Origin of the sequence: Candidatus Palauibacter sp., assembly GCF_965197445.1 — a bacterium.
Classification (GTDB): Bacteria; Gemmatimonadota; Gemmatimonadetes; order Palauibacterales; family Palauibacteraceae; genus Palauibacter.
Genome location: NZ_CBDANE010000005.1, coordinates 1020314 through 1035848, shown reverse-complemented (window position 1 = coordinate 1035848; position 15535 = coordinate 1020314). Strand labels below are relative to the sequence as shown.

The following is a 15535-nucleotide window of genomic DNA, read 5'->3' as shown; positions in this document are numbered from 1 at the left end:
GGACCGGCTAGGGGAGTCCCGGTTCGGTCATCGCGCGGAAGTCGAGGATGCGGTCGAGTTCCGCCGGGCCCACCAGTCCCCGCTCGAGCACGAGTTCCTTCAGCGTCCGGTCTTCCGCCAGGCTGAGCTTGGCCAACTCGGCCGCCTTGTCGTAGCCGATGACCGGCGCGAGGGCCGTGGCGAGCGCCGCGGTGGATTCGGCGTTCCGGAGGCAGCGCTCCTCGTTCGCGGTGATTCCGCGCACGCAGCGCTCCGCGAACTCGACGCTCACGCTGGCCAGTATCCGAACGCTCTCGATCAGATTGTGGGCCATGACCGGGATCATCACGTTGAGTTCGAGGCTCCCGGACTGTCCGCCCACGACGATCGCCGTATCGTTGCCGATGACCTGCGCACACACCTGAAGGACGGACTCCGCCATCACCGGGTTGACCTTGCCCGGCATGATGGAAGACCCGGGCTGCACGGCCGGCAGGTTGATCTCCCCGAGGCCCGTGCGCGGGCCGGATGACAGCCAGCGAAGGTCGTTCGCGATCTTGGTCAGGCTCACGGCCACCGTCCGCAGCGCTCCGCTTGCCTCGACGACGGCATCGCGGGCGGACTGAGCCTCGAAGTGGTTCGCGGCTTCGGCGAACTCGACCTCCAGGATCTCGCTCAGCGCGGCCGCCATGCGCGCGCCGAAGTCGGCAGGCGTGTTAATTCCCGTGCCCACCGCCGTCCCGCCGATGGCGAGTTCCGCCAGCGCTGGGCGGATCCCCTCGATCCGACGGATCCCGTGCGCCATCTGGCTGGCGTAGCCTCCGAACTCCTGACCCAGTCGCACGGGGGTCGCGTCCTGCAGGTGGGTGCGGCCCGCCTTCGCGATGTGATCGAACTCCCCGGCCTTGGCGGCGAGCGCCGAGCGAAGCTCCTCGAGCGCGGGGAGAAGCTCCCGTTCGATCGCGACCAGCCCGGCGATGTGAGTTGCGGTCGGGATCACGTCGTTCGATGACTGTCCGAGGTTGACGTGATCGTTCGGATGGACGGGACTCCGCGAGCCCACGACCCCGCCCAGCAGCTGGATGGCCCGGTTCGCGATCACCTCGTTCGCGTTCATGTTCGTCGACGTACCGGAACCGGTCTGGAAGATGTCCAGTACGAAATGCGCGTCGAGATCCCCCACCATCGCCTCGCGGGCCGCCCGCTCGATCGCCTCTCCGAGTTCGGCGTCGAGCAGTCCCAGATCGCGGTTGACGCGTGTCGCAGCCAGCTTGATCGCGCCCAGCGCCTCGATGAATCGGCGGCCGAAGCGGAGATTGGAAATGGGGAAGTTCTGGCGGGCCCGCTCGGTCTGGGCTCCGTAGAGCCGATCGGCGGGGATCGCCATCTCCCCCATCGAGTCCTTCTCTATGCGATGATCCATGCGTTGATCCAGGCTAGAATTCGATCATGTCGCCCACGCGGACCCCGTTGGCCTCGAACCAGCCCTGGTTCATCTCCAGTGCGTACATGGCCGGCGCCGCCGAGTTGTGGGTCTCCGTGGATTGCGGTTCCATCTGCTGGATGTCGACGATGCGGCCTTCGCGGTCGATGTACGCGATGTCGAGGGGGATGAGCGTGTTCTTCATCCAGAAGCCGAGGGTTCGTTCCTCGGGATACGCGAACAGCATCCCCTGATTCTCCTCGAGCGACTCCCGGTACATCAGGCCCCGCTGGCGTTCGTCCGCGTCATCGGCGAGTTCCACCTGGACCTCGATCCCACCCACGCGAAGCGGGACCAGCTCCGGGGCGACGGAGGCGACGGCCTCGGCGGCGGGCTCCCTGCTCTGTTCGACTCCCGCTTCGCGGGCCGTGCCCGCGTCCACCGTGCCACAGGCCAGAAGACCGGCCAGGCAGGCCAGCCGGAATCTCGACTTTCTCATGTTCTGCATCCGATCGACTCGTTGCGGCTCCTGCTCTCGCAGCCAAAACTAGCAAGAGGGGTTGGGGTATGGAACTTGACGGCGAGGCGGACACGCGGCGAGGCCACGGGAGGGGAGGCGACATGATTCTGCCGGATGTCAGGGTTTCCTTCGGGCGCGACGACGCGGCCCGGCTCGTGCAGTTGCTCACCCGGGAAGGGGAGGATCAGGGGCGCCTCGAGTCGCTGGTGTCGGAACGGGGGATCGACGTGCTGCTCGATCACCCTGGCGCGGCCCGCGCCCTCGTCGCCGAACCGGGGGTGTCGCGGCTGCCACTGGCGCTTTTTTCCTACGTGGCGCTACGACGCAGTCTGATCGACGGCGGCGTCGAATCCCGCCTCATGGCCGACTACGTGACGTCGATCTTCCTGCACTTCGCCACTGAAGCCCGGGCACACCGGATCGCGGACTATGAGGACCGCGAGTACCGCTACGTCGTCGACCTCGTCGCGGAGATCGCCGAGGCGGACGGCCAGCGCGGTTTCCTGCTCAGCGCCCATCTCGGCAATTTCGCGCTCTGGCTCTCTGGCCTGTTTCCCGACTGGATCAGCCATCGGGTGCGGCGGAAGGGGGGACCCGACCTTGGGTACTACGAAAACATGGGCCAGACCGGGTTCTCGCTGGCCGCCGACGCCCCGTTCGCCCGCCGCCAACAGCTCGACGGCTGCTACCGCGACGCCGCGAAGACCTTCACCGCCCTCCGCGTCGCGCTCAACCGGTTCTCGGACCGGTTCCTCACCCCGGGGGCAACCTCTCCCGTCGATCGCGTGCTTCGGCAGGTGGTGGACGACTTCGAGGCCCACTGGTTGCAGGCATGACCAGCGGATCTATCTTCTCAGCGCATTGAGAACACGAGAACTCGAAGTGACGACCGACATCCTCACACCACGACCGCCTCTTGGCTGCGCCGCCGTGATGCTCGGACTGTTCCGGGCCGCACTCCGGGAGCAGCATCTGCCCGTTACGCAGCAGCGGGAGGCCATCGCGCGGGTGCTGTTCGAATCCGGGCAACGTCTCTCCGCGGACGACGTGACCGCGAGGCTCGGGGACGAAGGTGAGCGCGTGGGGAAAGCGACAGTCTACCGGACGCTGAGCCTTCTGGTCCGTGTCGGTCTCGCGACGGAACACGACTTCGACGAGGGATTCAAGCGCTACGAGGCACAGGTGGGACAGGCTCACGACCACCTCATCTGCACCGCGTGCGGGGTCGTGTCCCGGTTTCAGCGAGATGAACTGAACCAACTCCAGGCGGAAGTCGCCCGGCAATTCGATTTCCATGTCCTTCGCCGGCAGCTGAAGCTCTACGGGTTGTGTTCCCGCTGCGACGCGGAATCCGGCCGGGTGATGGGCCAGATCAACTAGGCTAGAGGGCAAACGAGGGGAGGGTCCGCTGATTTCCTCGCACACGAAACTTCTCAACCTGCTGTCCGAGCGGTCGTTCCGGCTCGGCGATTTCGTGCTCACGTCGGGCGCGCACAGCGACTACTACATCGACTGCCGGACCACGACGATGCACGCACACGGACAGGTGCTGATCGGCCACGTCGGGCTCGCGGCGATTCGAGACGCGGGGCTGCGACCCGACGCCATCGGCGGCCTCACCATGGGCGCAGATCCGCTGGCCTACGCGATCGCCGCCGCCAGCTGGCGCAAAGGGGATCCGATACACGCATTCTCCGTACGCAAGCGCGCCAAGCGGCATGGGAAGGGTCAGCTCATCGAGGGCTGTTTCGAACCGGGGGCGCGAGTCGTCGTCGTCGAGGACGTGATCACCACGGGCGGCTCCGCGTTCAAGGCGTGCGAGGCGGTGAATCAGGCCCGCGGCGACGTGCTCGGCGTGGTGGGCCTGGTGGATCGCGAAGAAGGGGGTCGGGCCGCGCTGGAACGTGCGGGGCTGCATACTATTGTACTTTATACGGCGAGCGATCTTCGGGCGGCGGTGGCCACCGCGGATTCAGCGCGAACATAAGCAGCCCCTGGCTGCCAGAGGAGAAGAAGAGTGTCCGAGCAGGAAATTCTTGTATTCACGGAAGCCGCCTCCGAGCGGATCAGGACGTTCATTGCCGAGGACCCCGCCGAAGGCCTGGTGGTTCGGGTCAGCATCCAGAACGCGAGCCCGATCGCCCCTGAATACGAGATGGCGCTGATCGAGCCGTTCGAACGGGAGTCCGAAGACGAGTCGTTCGACGCCGCCGGCTTCGAAGTGATCGTCGATTCCCGAAGCGCCGCCCTCCTCGCCGGCACCCGGGTCGACTGGGTCGAGTCGCTTCAGGGCTCCGGGTTTCACTTCAGGAATCCGAACATCCAGCCGCTCGGTTCGGGGTCGCTCGATGGACCGCTGGTCGACCGCGTCCGCCGTGTGATCGACGAGCAGATCAACCCGGGGGTCGCGTCTCACGGCGGCACCGTACACCTCGTCGAGATCCGCGACAACGTCGTCTACGTGACCATGGGGGGTGGCTGCCAGGGCTGCGGCATGGCCTCGGTGACGCTCACGCAGGGGATCAAGCAGATGATCAAGGACGCCGCGCCCGAGATTGTCGACGTCCAGGACGTCACGGACCACGCCGCCGGCAGCAGCCCCTACTACGCCTAGTTCTTGCGATTCTTCTTCCGGGGTTTCAGGAAGATGTGCAGCACCGTCGCGACGAAGGACATCACGAGGGCGCCGAGGATCGCGGTGACCAGGCCGGCGAGTTCGAACCCCGGAATCAGCGACGCGGCCAGGTAGAACATCAGGCCGTTGAGGACGAAGTAGAACAACCCCAGCGTCAGCACCGTGATCGGGAAGGTCACGACGCGCAGGATCGGCCGCACGATCGCGTTGATGAGACCGATCGCCAGCGCGCCTCCGATCAACGCCTCCGGACTGTCGACCCGGACCCCATCCAGAAGCCGCGTGGCCGCGTAGAGCGCCACCGCGTTGATCAGCCAGCTCCTGACCAGATTCATGCTTCCGTCAGAAACCGGGCGTCAGGCTGAACTGCCAGACCCAGCCCTTGCCGGGGCGGTCGAAGGGGCGGACGAAGTTGATCTCCGCGATCATGAGACCGAAGAGGTTGACGCGTGTCAGGAAGCCGGCGCTCGACACCCAGTCGCGGTCGGCGAACGCGCAGCTCTCCGATCGGCAGTTTACGGCCGTCTTGCTCATCCAGGCCTTGCCGATATCGTAGAACAGTCCCACCTCGACCGGAGGCGCGCCGGGGGCCCGGATGACGCCGATCCCGCCGAGCAGCGGAAGTCGCAGTTCGAGATTCCCCACCGCCATGCGGCTGCCGATGAGCTGATCGAACAAGGGACAGCCGCGCGAGCTGCTGACGACGGCGGTACATTCGCGGACCTCGATCGATCGGTTCGAGTAGCCCCGGACGAGGGATGGCATCCCGAGAAAGAGCTGACCCAGCCGCCAGTCGTCCGAACCGCTACCCCACCGGCCGAAATGAAGCGCCCGACCGGCGACCGTGACCGGACCCGCGCGGACGTATCGGCGCACGTCACCGGAGACGGTGAGGAAATTGAGCGTGCCCACCGCCGGCTCCACCGCCAGCCGGTAGCGCTGTCCGACGATCGGACTCGTTCCGCCGAAGATCGAGCTGTCGTACACCAGGGCGACGCTGCCGCCCGCTGTATACAGCGATCCTGGCGCGCATGGTTCGCCACCGAAGGCCGGGACGGCATCGTCCACGCAGTCCGCGAGATCCGACTCCTCGCTCGCGAGCAACTCGCCCGTGAACGCATCGATCCCGAGCTCCTCGATCTCGCCGGAAAAGTCGATCTGCCGTGCCCTGGCGGAGAACTCGATCCTCGAGTTCCGGTTGAATGGATAGGCCGCGATCCCGGTTAGCTCCCGGTTGATCTGGAACCAGCGAAAGTCGCGAAAGACATTGACGAGCCGGCCATTCACATCTACCTGGAAGAGCTGGGGATAGCGCGTCACGTACGGCACCTGCCCCGCGATCACGCCCCAGTTCCAGCGGTGAGAGAGGTTCTCGTATCCGGCGAGGAGCGCCGTCCCCTGAATCACGTTCCCGAACGTCGTGTTCACGGAGAGGAGGGTCTGCAGCGTCCGGTTTCCGAGCAGGTCCGAGAAGAAGAGGCTCGCTCCGCCCGCGAAGAAGACACCGAAGTCGCTGGCCCCGAAGGCGATCGTGGGCTGCGAGATGAAGTCGAGTGACAGCTGGGACCGGTACTCGTCCTCCTCGAATGTGAGCGGATCGGCCAGCCCCAGCCGCGCATTGCCGAGGAGCTCCGCGTGCGTGGTCGAGATGCGCTCTCGGGGGGGAATGATCGACGCGTCGACGCCGACCAGCATCTCGGGCGCCGGCTCGCCCTCCAGGACCTCCGGATCGTCGATCACGTAGATCTCGTAGCTGAACGGTCCACCCTTGTTGACGCTGAACGCGACATCGCCCGTGCCGCGCGCCACCGATACGGCCGGGCTGATGGCCGTGAGACCGCTCACGCCGGTCCACAGGTCCGTGATCAGGTAGCGCTCGCGTGTCTCCAGATCGAGCCGGTACAGATTGGCGATCCCGTCGTGGTCCGAGATGAAGTACAGGTTCCGTCCGTCAGGGGACCACTGCGGGTTGTAGTTCCGGAACTGGTCGTCGAAGCCCGGCAGCGCCTGGATGGCGCCGCTCTCCACGTCGAGGAGGGCGACCTGATAGGGGCCGGCGACGAGCAGCTCGAGATCGGTCGTGTAGCGATCAGTCGTAAACGCGAGCGACCGGCCGTCGGGCGACCATGCGGGCTGGAGATCCGCGAACGCGTCCGCGGTGAGCCGCGTCAGCCGCTCCGTCTCGATGTCGAGGATGTACAGATCGGTGAAGCCGCCGGACTGGCCGCTGAACGCGACGCGCGAGCCGTCGGGCGACCAGTTCGGGTTGAAGATTGCACCCAGCTGGGCCCCCTCGACCCTGATCTCCTGCAGGATGTCCCCGCTCGCGACTTCCATGATCGTGAGCAGCGGCTCGCCCGTCTTGATGCCGGCGAGCACGAAATGGCGGCCGTTCGGGTGCCAGTCTCCCGCCGAATGGATGAACTGGAGGCTCTCGAAATGCGGGTCGACCGCGTTGTTCGTCAGGCGACGCTTGATCACCCCGGTACGCGCATCGGCCAGAAACATCTCGACCGAAAAGAGGTCGCTCTGCGAGATGTAGACCATCTCATCGCCATCGGGGCTGATCGCCGGGCCGAGATTGAGCTTGCCCTCCTCGGGAGGTTCGTAGATCACGCGGCGACCGTAGGCGTCGGGAGAGGTCGTCTCCTGCCGCGCGTCCACGAAGTACGTCTCGAGTTCGCCCTTCCACCGGTCGGAGAGCTCGCTGATCGGGACTTCCAGCACGGCCTCGATCGCCGCGAGCGCGTTCCCCGTGCGCGCCGCGAGGTTGAGGATCCGGCCGATCCTGTCGTCTCCGAACGTGCCGCCGATGAAGGACCAGAAGGCGTGTCCGTAGCGGTAGGGAAAGAACCGCCCGTCGCGCAGATCCGGGATCGTCGGAAACCCGTCCGCCAGGTCCAGCCCGTCCCGCATCCACATCGTGGTGAAGGGATCGATGGGTCCGATCGAGAGGTACTCGGCCATGCCTTCGATGAACCAGAGCGGCAGCCGGATCGCGCCGGGGACATCAAGGCCCGGACCCCCCGTCCCCTGCCCTGTCATGTCGAACTGGAAGGCGTGCGCCAGCTCGTGGCCCAGCAGGTGATCCGTCTCGTGGAGGGACACCATCATCGGCATGACGAGGCGTCGCTTCAGGATTTCGGTAAAGCCCTGGGTGCCTTCGTCGATGAACTGTCCGGAGGTGTTCGTCTGCTCGAAATCGGGGTGGTCGGCGTAGAGGATGATCGGCTGCCGCTCGCGGAACTCGTGATTGAGTACCCGGGAGAGTCGCGCGTACCAGCGCTCGGCCTGACGTCCGACCATCTGCGCCCCTGCGGCGCTCTCTTCGTAGTAGTAGATGTCGAAGTGCTGTGTCTTCAGGACCTCGAAATCGAAAGACCGGTACACGACCTTGTTGCGCCCGAAGTACCGCCCTGCCTGCGCCTCGAGCGCGGACACGGCGGGCCCGGCGAGGGCCGTGAGAGCCGCCAGAACGGCGAGCGTGTGACTTCTCCGAAGCATACGTCCTCCACCAGGAGCCTACCGCCATCGACCGCCCCGGGTTCCTGGGCCCCGGGAGGGCGTGCCGCGCCGCGGGCGGCGAGCAGTCGGGGGGTGTCGAAAGCTACCCGCGGCGCCGGACCTCCGCTATGCGGTTCGGCGCGTCCGGGCGCTCGAATTCCCGACCCCACTTCGCTCCAGCACGTCTAGCACGACTGCAGAGCGCCCCGGGTCACCTCGACGCTCGATCAGGCTTCACCGCGTCTCGTCAGCAGCGTCGCAGAAACCCGCCCAGTCCCTCGGCCGCCCGCCGGGCCGCGGCCTCGTCCGCAAACGGGCCGGCCACGACGCGGTACACTTCTTCGAATGGCTCGATCGCGGCCTCGAACCCAGCCTGTTCGACCTCTCGCCGCTTCGCCTCGGCGCTTGCCCGCTCACCGTACGAGGCAACCTGGATCAGGACGCAGCCGCCCCGTGCGGACACCGCGTTGGCCGATTCGACAATCGTGATGCGGACACGCGCGGTCCCCGGCCCGATCATGCCGAGTTCCTGCGCGCCGGCGCGCGACACATCAAGGATTCGGCCGCGCACGAAGGGTCCCCGGTCGTTCACCACCAGTTCGACCGAGCGGCCGTTGTCGCGGTTGTCCACACGGATGCGCGTCCCGAACGGGATCGTCTGGTGCGCGGCCGTCATGGCATCCATGTCGTAGACACCGCCGGCCGCGGCGCGACGGCCGTGGAAGGGCTCGCCGTACCACGAGGCGACCCCGGTCTGCGTCCAGCCGACCACGTAGACTGCCGGGTCGGTGGAGGGGGTGGTGTTCGGGCGCGGGTACCACACGCAGCCCTGTGCCACGGGTCCGGCCGCGAGCGCGAGCGCGAACGCAGCCCTGCGGCGCACCCGTACGGACGAGCGGCTGCCCCGGGGCCCGCTCATAGCGGCCCGCGCTCCCATGGTCCCCAGATCGCAAACGTCTGACCGAGGTTCCCCGGTCCCATCGAAATCGTATCGCCCTGGAGGTTGATGAACAGCGTCCGTCCGTTCGGGCTGAAGCAGGCGCCCGCGAACTCGCGCTGGTTGAGGATGTTCCGGGCAAAGGGGAAGATCTCGCCCAAGGGAGTCAGCCCCCGGAGATGGGTCGCCCCGGAGTTGTCTTCACAGATGAGGATGCCGCCTCGGGGGCTGACCGTGACGTTGTCCGGGCCGTTGAGGACGTCCGCCGACGGCGACTCGAATACGAGGACCAGCGCCTCCTCCGCGGGCACGTAGCGCCACACCTGACCGAGCTGCGCCTCTCCGCCGTTCGTCGCGTGAAAATAGAGGCTCCGGTCGGCGTACCAGCAGCCCTCGAGCCGGGAAAACCGAGCTCCGCCCGCCTCGAACCCTTCCGCCCACACGGTGGTTGCACTCCGCTCCGCCTCGGGTGGATCCGGATGTTCGATCGGGACCCAATCGACCTCACGCCATACACCCGGTCGCTGGCCGGTCCGGAGATCAACCTGCGGTTCGCCTCGCACCGCGAGCATCTCCAGAGCACCCCCACCAGCCAGGAAGCCCGGAGTACGGGGTCGAAAGCGGTAGAAGCCCGAGCGTCGATTGTAGTCTTCGGTCTCGTAGACGAACCCTGTGTCCGGGTCCACGGCGATGGCCTCATGCGTAAAGCGCCCCATCTCCCGTATGGGTTCGGCCCGGACCGGCTCGTCGGCGTCCGCGGGGATCTCGAACACGTATCCGTGCGGGACGGACCACCCGCGCCCCCGGCCGAATGTCGTCTCTTCGCACGACAACCAGCTGCGCCACGGCGTCGTGCCGCCCGCGCAGTTGATCGTCGTGCCGCCCGAACTCGCGAAGTCTCGCAGCAGGGTCGGCCGCCCGTCCGACTCCAGCCGAACCTCGAGCGTCGTCGTACCGCCGCCCGCCAGCGGGTCGTATGCCAGTTCCCGGGGAACCAGTGGGACTGCGACACCTGGCGGATCCTGATCTTCGTGATTGCGCACGAGGCGCACGACGCCCTCGCTCACCGGGAAGAGCCCCATGCCGTCGTGAGCCCGCGGCGTGGGCCTTCCGTCCGACATGAGGTGCCCTTCCATACTGATGACGGCGTAGGAGAACCCCTCCGGCAGCGCCAGCTCCCGACCGGCGGGACGCAGTGGTCCATACCCCCGGGCGCCCGAAGCGGCGGCTGGAGCGGACGCGCGGGCGGCGCAGGCCGCGAGACCCGACAGCGAAGGGGCCAACGCGGCAGCCCCCGCCCAGCGTCCGGCCTGACGCACGAAGTCCCGGCGTGCGATTCTGTTCAGGGCTTCCTCCGTAGCGCGTTGGGTGGCACCCAAGGCAGGTTGTGGAGTATCAACTAGAGATATGTTGGTCCGTGCTCCGTTCTCCGTCGCGGCTCGACGGCCGAAGCGCCCCGGGCAACGCAGATCGGACCCGAGGTATCCTAAATTGTCGGCAGCCCGCTCGCACCGCGATATTCCATGGGGCCCGCGTGGCAGGTTCAGAGCGTTTCAATGAGGAGAGATGTGGACATGCGGAATTTGCGGTTGCGCCTTGTGGCGCCTGCCCTGTTTTTGGTCGTTGCGGACACGGCAGCGGCGCAGACGTTCGTCGACTTCTGCCCCAGCGGGAACGAGGAGATTGAAGCGGCCGTCGTGGGCTTCGTGACCGAGGCCGAGACCGTCGTCCCCGGCGTAACCGTCGCCGCGAGTTGGGTGCGGGACAACGCCCGGCAGCGCGTCGAGGCGCCGACGAACATGGAGGGTCTGTTCGTCCTGTGCGGATTGCCGAAGGACATGGAAGTCTCGCTGCGGGCCCTCCTCGGAGACCGGCGCGGAGAAGCGGTCTCCTACACCACGGCCGTCTCGCTCGCCCAGCAGGATCTGCTCATATCCCTGACCGCGGAGCCCGACTCGCGGGCCGAGGTCGGATCGCTCGCCGACGTCGGCGGCGGCAGAGGCCGGGCGTACAGTTCGGAAGTCATCCGTGCCGAGGATCTGCTGCACCTGCCCGAGATGAGCGTGTACGAGCTGCTGCGCCAGCACCAGCTCCTCAGCTTCAGCCGCAGGAGCACGGTGGGTGAAGTCATCCTCCTCAATTCGGTGTCGTCGAGCCTCAGGAGCGGCCGGTTTCAGTCCATGGAAGTAAGGATCAACGAGCGCCGGGAAGCCGACGGCGTCTCGGCGATCCGCGATCTGTCGATCGACGAAATCAGCCGAATCGAGATCCTGTCGCGTACCGAGGCTTCCGCGCGCTACGGTGGCGACGGTTTCATCGGCGCCATCATTATCACGATGCGAAATCGCTAGCGGCTAGGGGACGAGCCGCACGAGGTTCGCCCACGTCGTCCGTTCGATCTCGTCCACCGCCGCCGTCCGCTCCTCGATGCCCGCGGCGAGCCGCGCCAGCAGATCGAGTTGCCCCTGCGTGGGCGGGCCGTCCCCCATCGAGGCGAACCCCATGAGTCGCGCCAGTTTGCTGTCGATGGCCGTGGGGTTCGCGATCAGGTCCTGGCCGGCGCGGGCCCGGTACTGCACGAGCCGCTCTTCGACGGGGTACAGTTCGCCGTTCAGGTCTGCGAGGGCTGCCTGCAGACGGTCTCCACCCCCGGCGCGCTCCACGGCCTGCTCGGCCTGCGCGCGCATGTCCCGAATCCGGCCCACGAGTTCCATGGTCTCGGTCAGGCGGTCCCTCGCCTCAAGTAGAAACTCGAACTGGGTGCGGAGTTCCACGTCGGTGACGTCGACCCGCGGGTCGCGGACGACCGGGAACGGCTGCGCGAGTGTCCGGCCGCCCAGGTTCAGCTCGACCGTGTAGTCGCCCGGCGGGACCCGGGGACCGTTCGCGCTGCCCTGAAACACGGCGTCGTCGAGCACCATGGCGGGCTCCACGCGCAGGTCCCAGACGAAGGTGTGCGCGCCCGCTTCCGCCGAGAGTCCTCCGCTGCCTCCGCTCCGTCCGAAGAAATCCGCGTCCGGCCCCGCGGTGGCCGCCTCGCTCGAGAACTCCCGAATCAGGGCTCCGTCCTGGAGGATGCGGAGGGTAACGCCCGACGGTACCGGTTCGGGCAGATGGTACGGGATCACGACGCCATCCGGCGGATTCGCCCCCGCCGGATCGCCGGCTCCCGGCCGTCCCATGGCCGAGAACAACGCCGCGGGCGAGGCGCCTGTGTTGTACCGGATGGCGGCACGCGGGCGGAACAGCCTCGGTCCGGTCGCCGCCTCCCCGGGAGTGAGCTGGTGAAGCAGCGCGACGTTGTCCAGCACCCAGAACGAGCGGCCGTGCGTGGCCGCCGCGAGATCCCCGTCCCGGAGGACAAGGTCGTGGATGGGGACCACCGGAAGGTTCAGACTCAGCGACCTCCAGCTCTCCCCCGCATCGAACGAGACGTACACGCCGCGCTCGGTGCCGGCGTACAGGAGGCCGGGCCGGACCGGATCTTCGCGGACGACGCGGGTGAAATCGTTATCGGGAATCCCCGTCGTGATACGGGACCACGTCTCCCCGTAGTCGGTCGTCCGGTAAAGGTACGGCGCGTGATCGGAGAGCTTGTATCGCGTGGCGGCGACGTACGCCGTCGCGGGGTCGTGCGCGGACGGTTCGAGGACCGAGATGAGCGCGAACTCGGGCAGGTCCGGAATCGTCACATCTTCCCAGTTGGCTCCGCCGTCGCGTGACACGTGAATGAAGCCGTCGTCGGATCCCGTCCACAGGAGCCCGGGCTGCACCGGTGACTCGGCGAACGCGAAGATGGTGGCGTACCACTCGGGACCGTACGCCTCTCGGGTAATCGGCCCCCAGTATTCTCCCGTCTCCTCGCCCTCGTACGAGGGAGTCGGCTCCAGCGTGCGAGGATCGGCTCGGGTGAGATCCGGACTGATGACTTCCCAGCTGTGTCCTTCGTCCCGCGTGCGGTGTACATGCTGTGACGTGACGTAGAGCACGTTCGGGTCGTGTGGCGACGTCATCACCGGATACGTCCACCAGAACCGGTAGTTGATGTCGGCCGAACCCCAGCCGTAGTGCGTTTCGGGATTCGGAGAGATGTCCCTGACCTGCCGGTTGCGGTGATCGTACCGGTACACCCAGTGGTGATCCCCCGCGTAGACGATGTTCGGGTCTTCGATGTTGACGGCGATGTACCCGTCCTCGCCCCCGCCGACCGTGTACCAGTCCTCGAGCGAGATGCGGCCGAAGTCGGAGCGACCTGGCACGGAGATCGACGTGTTGTCCTGCTGAGACGCGTAGAGGCGATACGGCGTCTGATTGTCCGCGACCACATGGTAGAGCTGCGCGGTCGCCTGATTCAGGAGGCTCGACCAGGAGAGGCCTCCGTCGAAGCTTACCGTACCCCCTCCGTCGCTCCCGTTGATCATCCGGCGGGGATCGTCGGGATCGATCCACAGGTCGTGATGGTCCGGGTGCGGCGTGAAGACGCGCGAAAACGTCTCTCCGCCATCCGTCGACTTCCAAAGGAAGACGTTGAGGACGAACACGGTGTTCTCATCGCCGGGGTCCGCCACGATGTGATGGTAGTACCACGGACGCTGGAGCAGGTTGGCGTCCTCGTTGACGCGCGTCCACGTCTCCCCGGCATCGTCCGATCGGAAGATGCCCTTCACGCCGCGCGCCGCGTCGATGATCGCCCACAGACGTCCGGAGTTGCGCGGCGAGACGGTGATTCCGATCCGTCCCTTGAGACCCGAAGGAAGGCCCGGATTGTCGGTCAGTTCGGTCCAGGTGTCGCCGCCATCGGTGCTCTTGAAGAGCCCGGTCCCGGGCCCCGCGCTGCGGAAGCCCCAGGGGAAGCGCCGCAATTCCAGGAGTGAGGCGTAGAGGATGTCGGGGTTGGCCGGATCCAGCACGAGGTCGATCGCGCCCGTGTTCTCGTCACGGTACAGCACCTTTTCCCAGGTAGCCCCGCCGTCTCGGGTGCGATACACACCGCGTGCCTCGCTCGGGCCCCAGGCATCGCCGAGCGCGGCCACCCAGGCGACGTCCGGATTCCGGGGATGAACGCGGACGCGGGCGATCTGGAGCGTCTCGGCCAGGCCGAGGTGCCGCCACGTCGCCCCGCCGTCGTCTGAGCGGTAGACGCCGTCGCCGTGCGACGCATTGCCGCGAACGCACGTTTCGCCCATGCCGACGTAGACGACCTCGGGGCTCGAGCGGCTGACCTCGACGGCGCCGACGGAGCCGGTGCCGAAGAAGCCGTCCGAGACGTTGCGCCAATTCGCCCCGCCGTCTTCCGTCTTCCATATCCCCCCGCCGGCGCTCCCCTGATAGAACACGAGATCGTCCGTCGGGTGGCCCGCGACGCCGAGGACCCGGCCGCCGCGCGTGGGGCCGATCGAGCGCCATTCGAGAAGATTCAGGTAGCGGTCATCGACCTGCTGCGGTGCAGCGCTCTCCGGCGCCGCGGAGTCGGATACCGCCACAATGAGAAGGATCGTCGCGATCCGTGTCGTCGCTGGAGAGTCGCGGAATCCTGCCACTTTGGCACTGCCTCCTTCGAGAGTTCTCCGGGCGAAGTCCCGTCCCGAATCTTGCGCCTGGGTCGCGCCGCGTACAGCGTAGAGATCTCGGTCAGGGTCGATGTGACCCGAAGGCGGGTGAGATCGTCCTGTTATAGGGAGGGTGTGCCTGGGCCAGGGTGGCCGGCCGGAATCCGGATCCACGGAGTCTCGATGCGACGCACGACGCCTGCTGCGGCAAACCGCGTCTCGGACAGCGCCTCTCGGCGCCGGATCCGGGCCCGTGGGCGTGTCGTGATCTCGCTCGCCGCCTCGGCACTGGTTCACGCGGCCCTGCTTGCGTGGGTCACAGTGGACATGCCCCAGAGCCGTCACGCGGCCAAGGGCCTTCCCCGCCAGGGTCAGGCAGCCGAGTCCTCGACGGAACGCGTCATTGAAGTCGTTCGGATCCAGCCACCCGGAAAGCTGCCATCGGGCGGCTCGGCGGGGTCGGCCGCCGGGGCCATTGGGCAGAGCGCTGCTGTGGCGGCCGCGGCGCCCGTCCGGCTGCCTCCGGTATCGACGCCGGGGGCGGCGGGCACGAGCGTCGGTCTCCTCACTTTCGTGGCGGCGCCGGCTTCTCCGATGGCGCTGCCGGCGCTTGGCGAGACCCCGGGCAAGACGCAACCGGCGAATCGGGGCATCCTTCGGCGCAGGCCCGAGTCCGGAGCCTTCTCGGGCCAGGGAACCGGACGGACTTCGTCAGCCTCCGGGAAGGGGTTCGGCGGAGGGGGCGTGACCGCCATCGGCGTGTGGACCGACTGCATTACCGCGGGCCTCCAGGGCCCGCGCGACCGCATCGGGCTGGGCCTGCCCGGGAAAGGGTTCGGCCGCGGGCAGGGTCTGGGAGGAATCGGTGGCCGTCGCATGGGCTGGTCCGGCCGGTAGGCTCCGCCTTTCCGTCCACTTCTTCCAATTCGCATCCTGCGGTAGTCCGGCGAACTGTCCCTGCGTACGAGGGTAGGGCATCTTCACGGTC

13 protein-coding genes are annotated in these 15535 nt (G+C 67.2%); 6 read left to right on the top strand and 7 right to left on the bottom strand.

From position 1 onward, the window contains the following. Positions 1 to 7 precede the first annotated feature (7 nt). Positions 8 to 1402 carry a class II fumarate hydratase gene (locus ACN9M6_RS11870; RefSeq protein ID WP_419163110.1) on the bottom strand — a complete coding sequence of 465 codons (1395 nt, stop codon included), beginning with the start codon at positions 1400 to 1402 and terminating at the stop codon, positions 8 to 10. Positions 1403 to 1415: 13 nt separating this feature from the next. Beyond that, positions 1416 to 1901 (bottom strand): DUF192 domain-containing protein, encoded by a 486-nt coding sequence (locus tag ACN9M6_RS11865; RefSeq protein ID WP_419163109.1) that lies wholly within the window; start codon positions 1899 to 1901, stop codon positions 1416 to 1418. 122 nt (positions 1902 to 2023) lie between these two features. Between ACN9M6_RS11865 and ACN9M6_RS11860 the strand changes: the two genes are divergently transcribed. From ACN9M6_RS11860 to ACN9M6_RS11845, 4 genes are read left to right on the top strand one after another with little or no spacing between them, the layout of a single operon-like run. Then, complete coding sequence (locus tag ACN9M6_RS11860) at positions 2024 to 2758, top strand: hypothetical protein (protein ID WP_419163108.1); 735 nt, start codon at positions 2024 to 2026, stop codon at positions 2756 to 2758. Positions 2759 to 2804: 46 nt separating this feature from the next. After that, a complete protein-coding gene (locus ACN9M6_RS11855) occupies positions 2805 to 3302 on the top strand; it encodes a Fur family transcriptional regulator (RefSeq protein WP_419163107.1) in 498 nt (165 codons plus the stop codon). A 28-nt stretch (positions 3303 to 3330) separates the two neighbouring features. Further along, positions 3331 to 3909, top strand: coding sequence for an orotate phosphoribosyltransferase (pyrE, locus tag ACN9M6_RS11850; protein ID WP_419163752.1), 579 nt, complete (start codon positions 3331 to 3333; stop codon positions 3907 to 3909). Positions 3910 to 3939: 30 nt separating this feature from the next. Beyond that, positions 3940 to 4536 (top strand): iron-sulfur cluster assembly accessory protein, encoded by a 597-nt coding sequence (locus ACN9M6_RS11845; protein ID WP_419163106.1) that lies wholly within the window; start codon positions 3940 to 3942, stop codon positions 4534 to 4536. Here ACN9M6_RS11845 and ACN9M6_RS11840 read toward each other — a convergent pair. The 4 genes from ACN9M6_RS11840 to ACN9M6_RS11825 all read right to left on the bottom strand — a co-directional run bounded on the left by ACN9M6_RS11840 (position 4533) and on the right by ACN9M6_RS11825 (position 10281). Further along, a complete protein-coding gene (locus ACN9M6_RS11840; RefSeq protein ID WP_419163105.1) occupies positions 4533 to 4892 on the bottom strand; it encodes a phage holin family protein in 360 nt (119 codons plus the stop codon). The genes ACN9M6_RS11845 and ACN9M6_RS11840 overlap by 4 nt on opposite strands. A 7-nt stretch (positions 4893 to 4899) precedes the next feature. Beyond that, entirely contained in the window at positions 4900 to 8061 is a 3162-nt protein-coding gene (locus tag ACN9M6_RS11835; RefSeq protein ID WP_419163104.1) for a BamA/TamA family outer membrane protein, read from the bottom strand. 247 nt (positions 8062 to 8308) lie between these two features. Further along, complete coding sequence (locus ACN9M6_RS11830; protein WP_419163103.1) at positions 8309 to 8980, bottom strand: septal ring lytic transglycosylase RlpA family protein; 672 nt, start codon at positions 8978 to 8980, stop codon at positions 8309 to 8311. Further along, a complete protein-coding gene (locus ACN9M6_RS11825) occupies positions 8977 to 10281 on the bottom strand; it encodes an alkaline phosphatase PhoX (RefSeq protein ID WP_419163102.1) in 1305 nt (434 codons plus the stop codon). The genes ACN9M6_RS11830 and ACN9M6_RS11825 overlap by 4 nt, the downstream gene beginning before the upstream one ends. A gap of 291 nt (positions 10282 to 10572) precedes the next feature. On the opposite strand from ACN9M6_RS11825, the gene ACN9M6_RS11820 reads away from it, so the two are divergent. Continuing rightward, on the top strand, positions 10573 to 11349 hold the full coding sequence (locus ACN9M6_RS11820; RefSeq protein WP_419163101.1) for a TonB-dependent receptor: 777 nt from the start codon (positions 10573 to 10575) through the stop codon (positions 11347 to 11349). Positions 11350 to 11352: 3 nt separating this feature from the next. Here the strand turns inward: ACN9M6_RS11820 and ACN9M6_RS11815 are convergent, their stop codons facing one another. Next, positions 11353 to 14538: a WD40/YVTN/BNR-like repeat-containing protein gene (locus tag ACN9M6_RS11815; RefSeq protein WP_419163100.1), complete on the bottom strand. Its 3186-nt coding sequence runs from the start codon at positions 14536 to 14538 to the stop codon at positions 11353 to 11355. 192 nt (positions 14539 to 14730) lie between these two features. On the opposite strand from ACN9M6_RS11815, the gene ACN9M6_RS11810 reads away from it, so the two are divergent. Further along, complete coding sequence (locus ACN9M6_RS11810) at positions 14731 to 15444, top strand: hypothetical protein (RefSeq protein WP_419163099.1); 714 nt, start codon at positions 14731 to 14733, stop codon at positions 15442 to 15444. The last annotated feature ends 91 nt before the right edge of the window (positions 15445 to 15535 follow it).

What these genes read in the sequence shown, in the direction of transcription:
- ACN9M6_RS11870 (WP_419163110.1), bottom strand. Translation starts at nt 1,402, where the DNA reads ATGGATCATCGCATAGAGAAGGACTCGATGGGGGAGATGGCGATCCCC.
- ACN9M6_RS11865 (WP_419163109.1), bottom strand. Translation starts at nt 1,901, where the DNA reads ATGAGAAAGTCGAGATTCCGGCTGGCCTGCCTGGCCGGTCTTCTGGCC.
- ACN9M6_RS11860 (WP_419163108.1), top strand. Translation starts at nt 2,024, where the DNA reads ATGATTCTGCCGGATGTCAGGGTTTCCTTCGGGCGCGACGACGCGGCC.
- ACN9M6_RS11840 (WP_419163105.1), bottom strand. Translation starts at nt 4,892, where the DNA reads ATGAATCTGGTCAGGAGCTGGCTGATCAACGCGGTGGCGCTCTACGCG.
- ACN9M6_RS11835 (WP_419163104.1), bottom strand. Translation starts at nt 8,061, where the DNA reads ATGCTTCGGAGAAGTCACACGCTCGCCGTTCTGGCGGCTCTCACGGCC.
- ACN9M6_RS11830 (WP_419163103.1), bottom strand. Translation starts at nt 8,980, where the DNA reads ATGAGCGGGCCCCGGGGCAGCCGCTCGTCCGTACGGGTGCGCCGCAGG.
- ACN9M6_RS11820 (WP_419163101.1), top strand. Translation starts at nt 10,573, where the DNA reads ATGCGGAATTTGCGGTTGCGCCTTGTGGCGCCTGCCCTGTTTTTGGTC.
- ACN9M6_RS11810 (WP_419163099.1), top strand. Translation starts at nt 14,731, where the DNA reads ATGCGACGCACGACGCCTGCTGCGGCAAACCGCGTCTCGGACAGCGCC.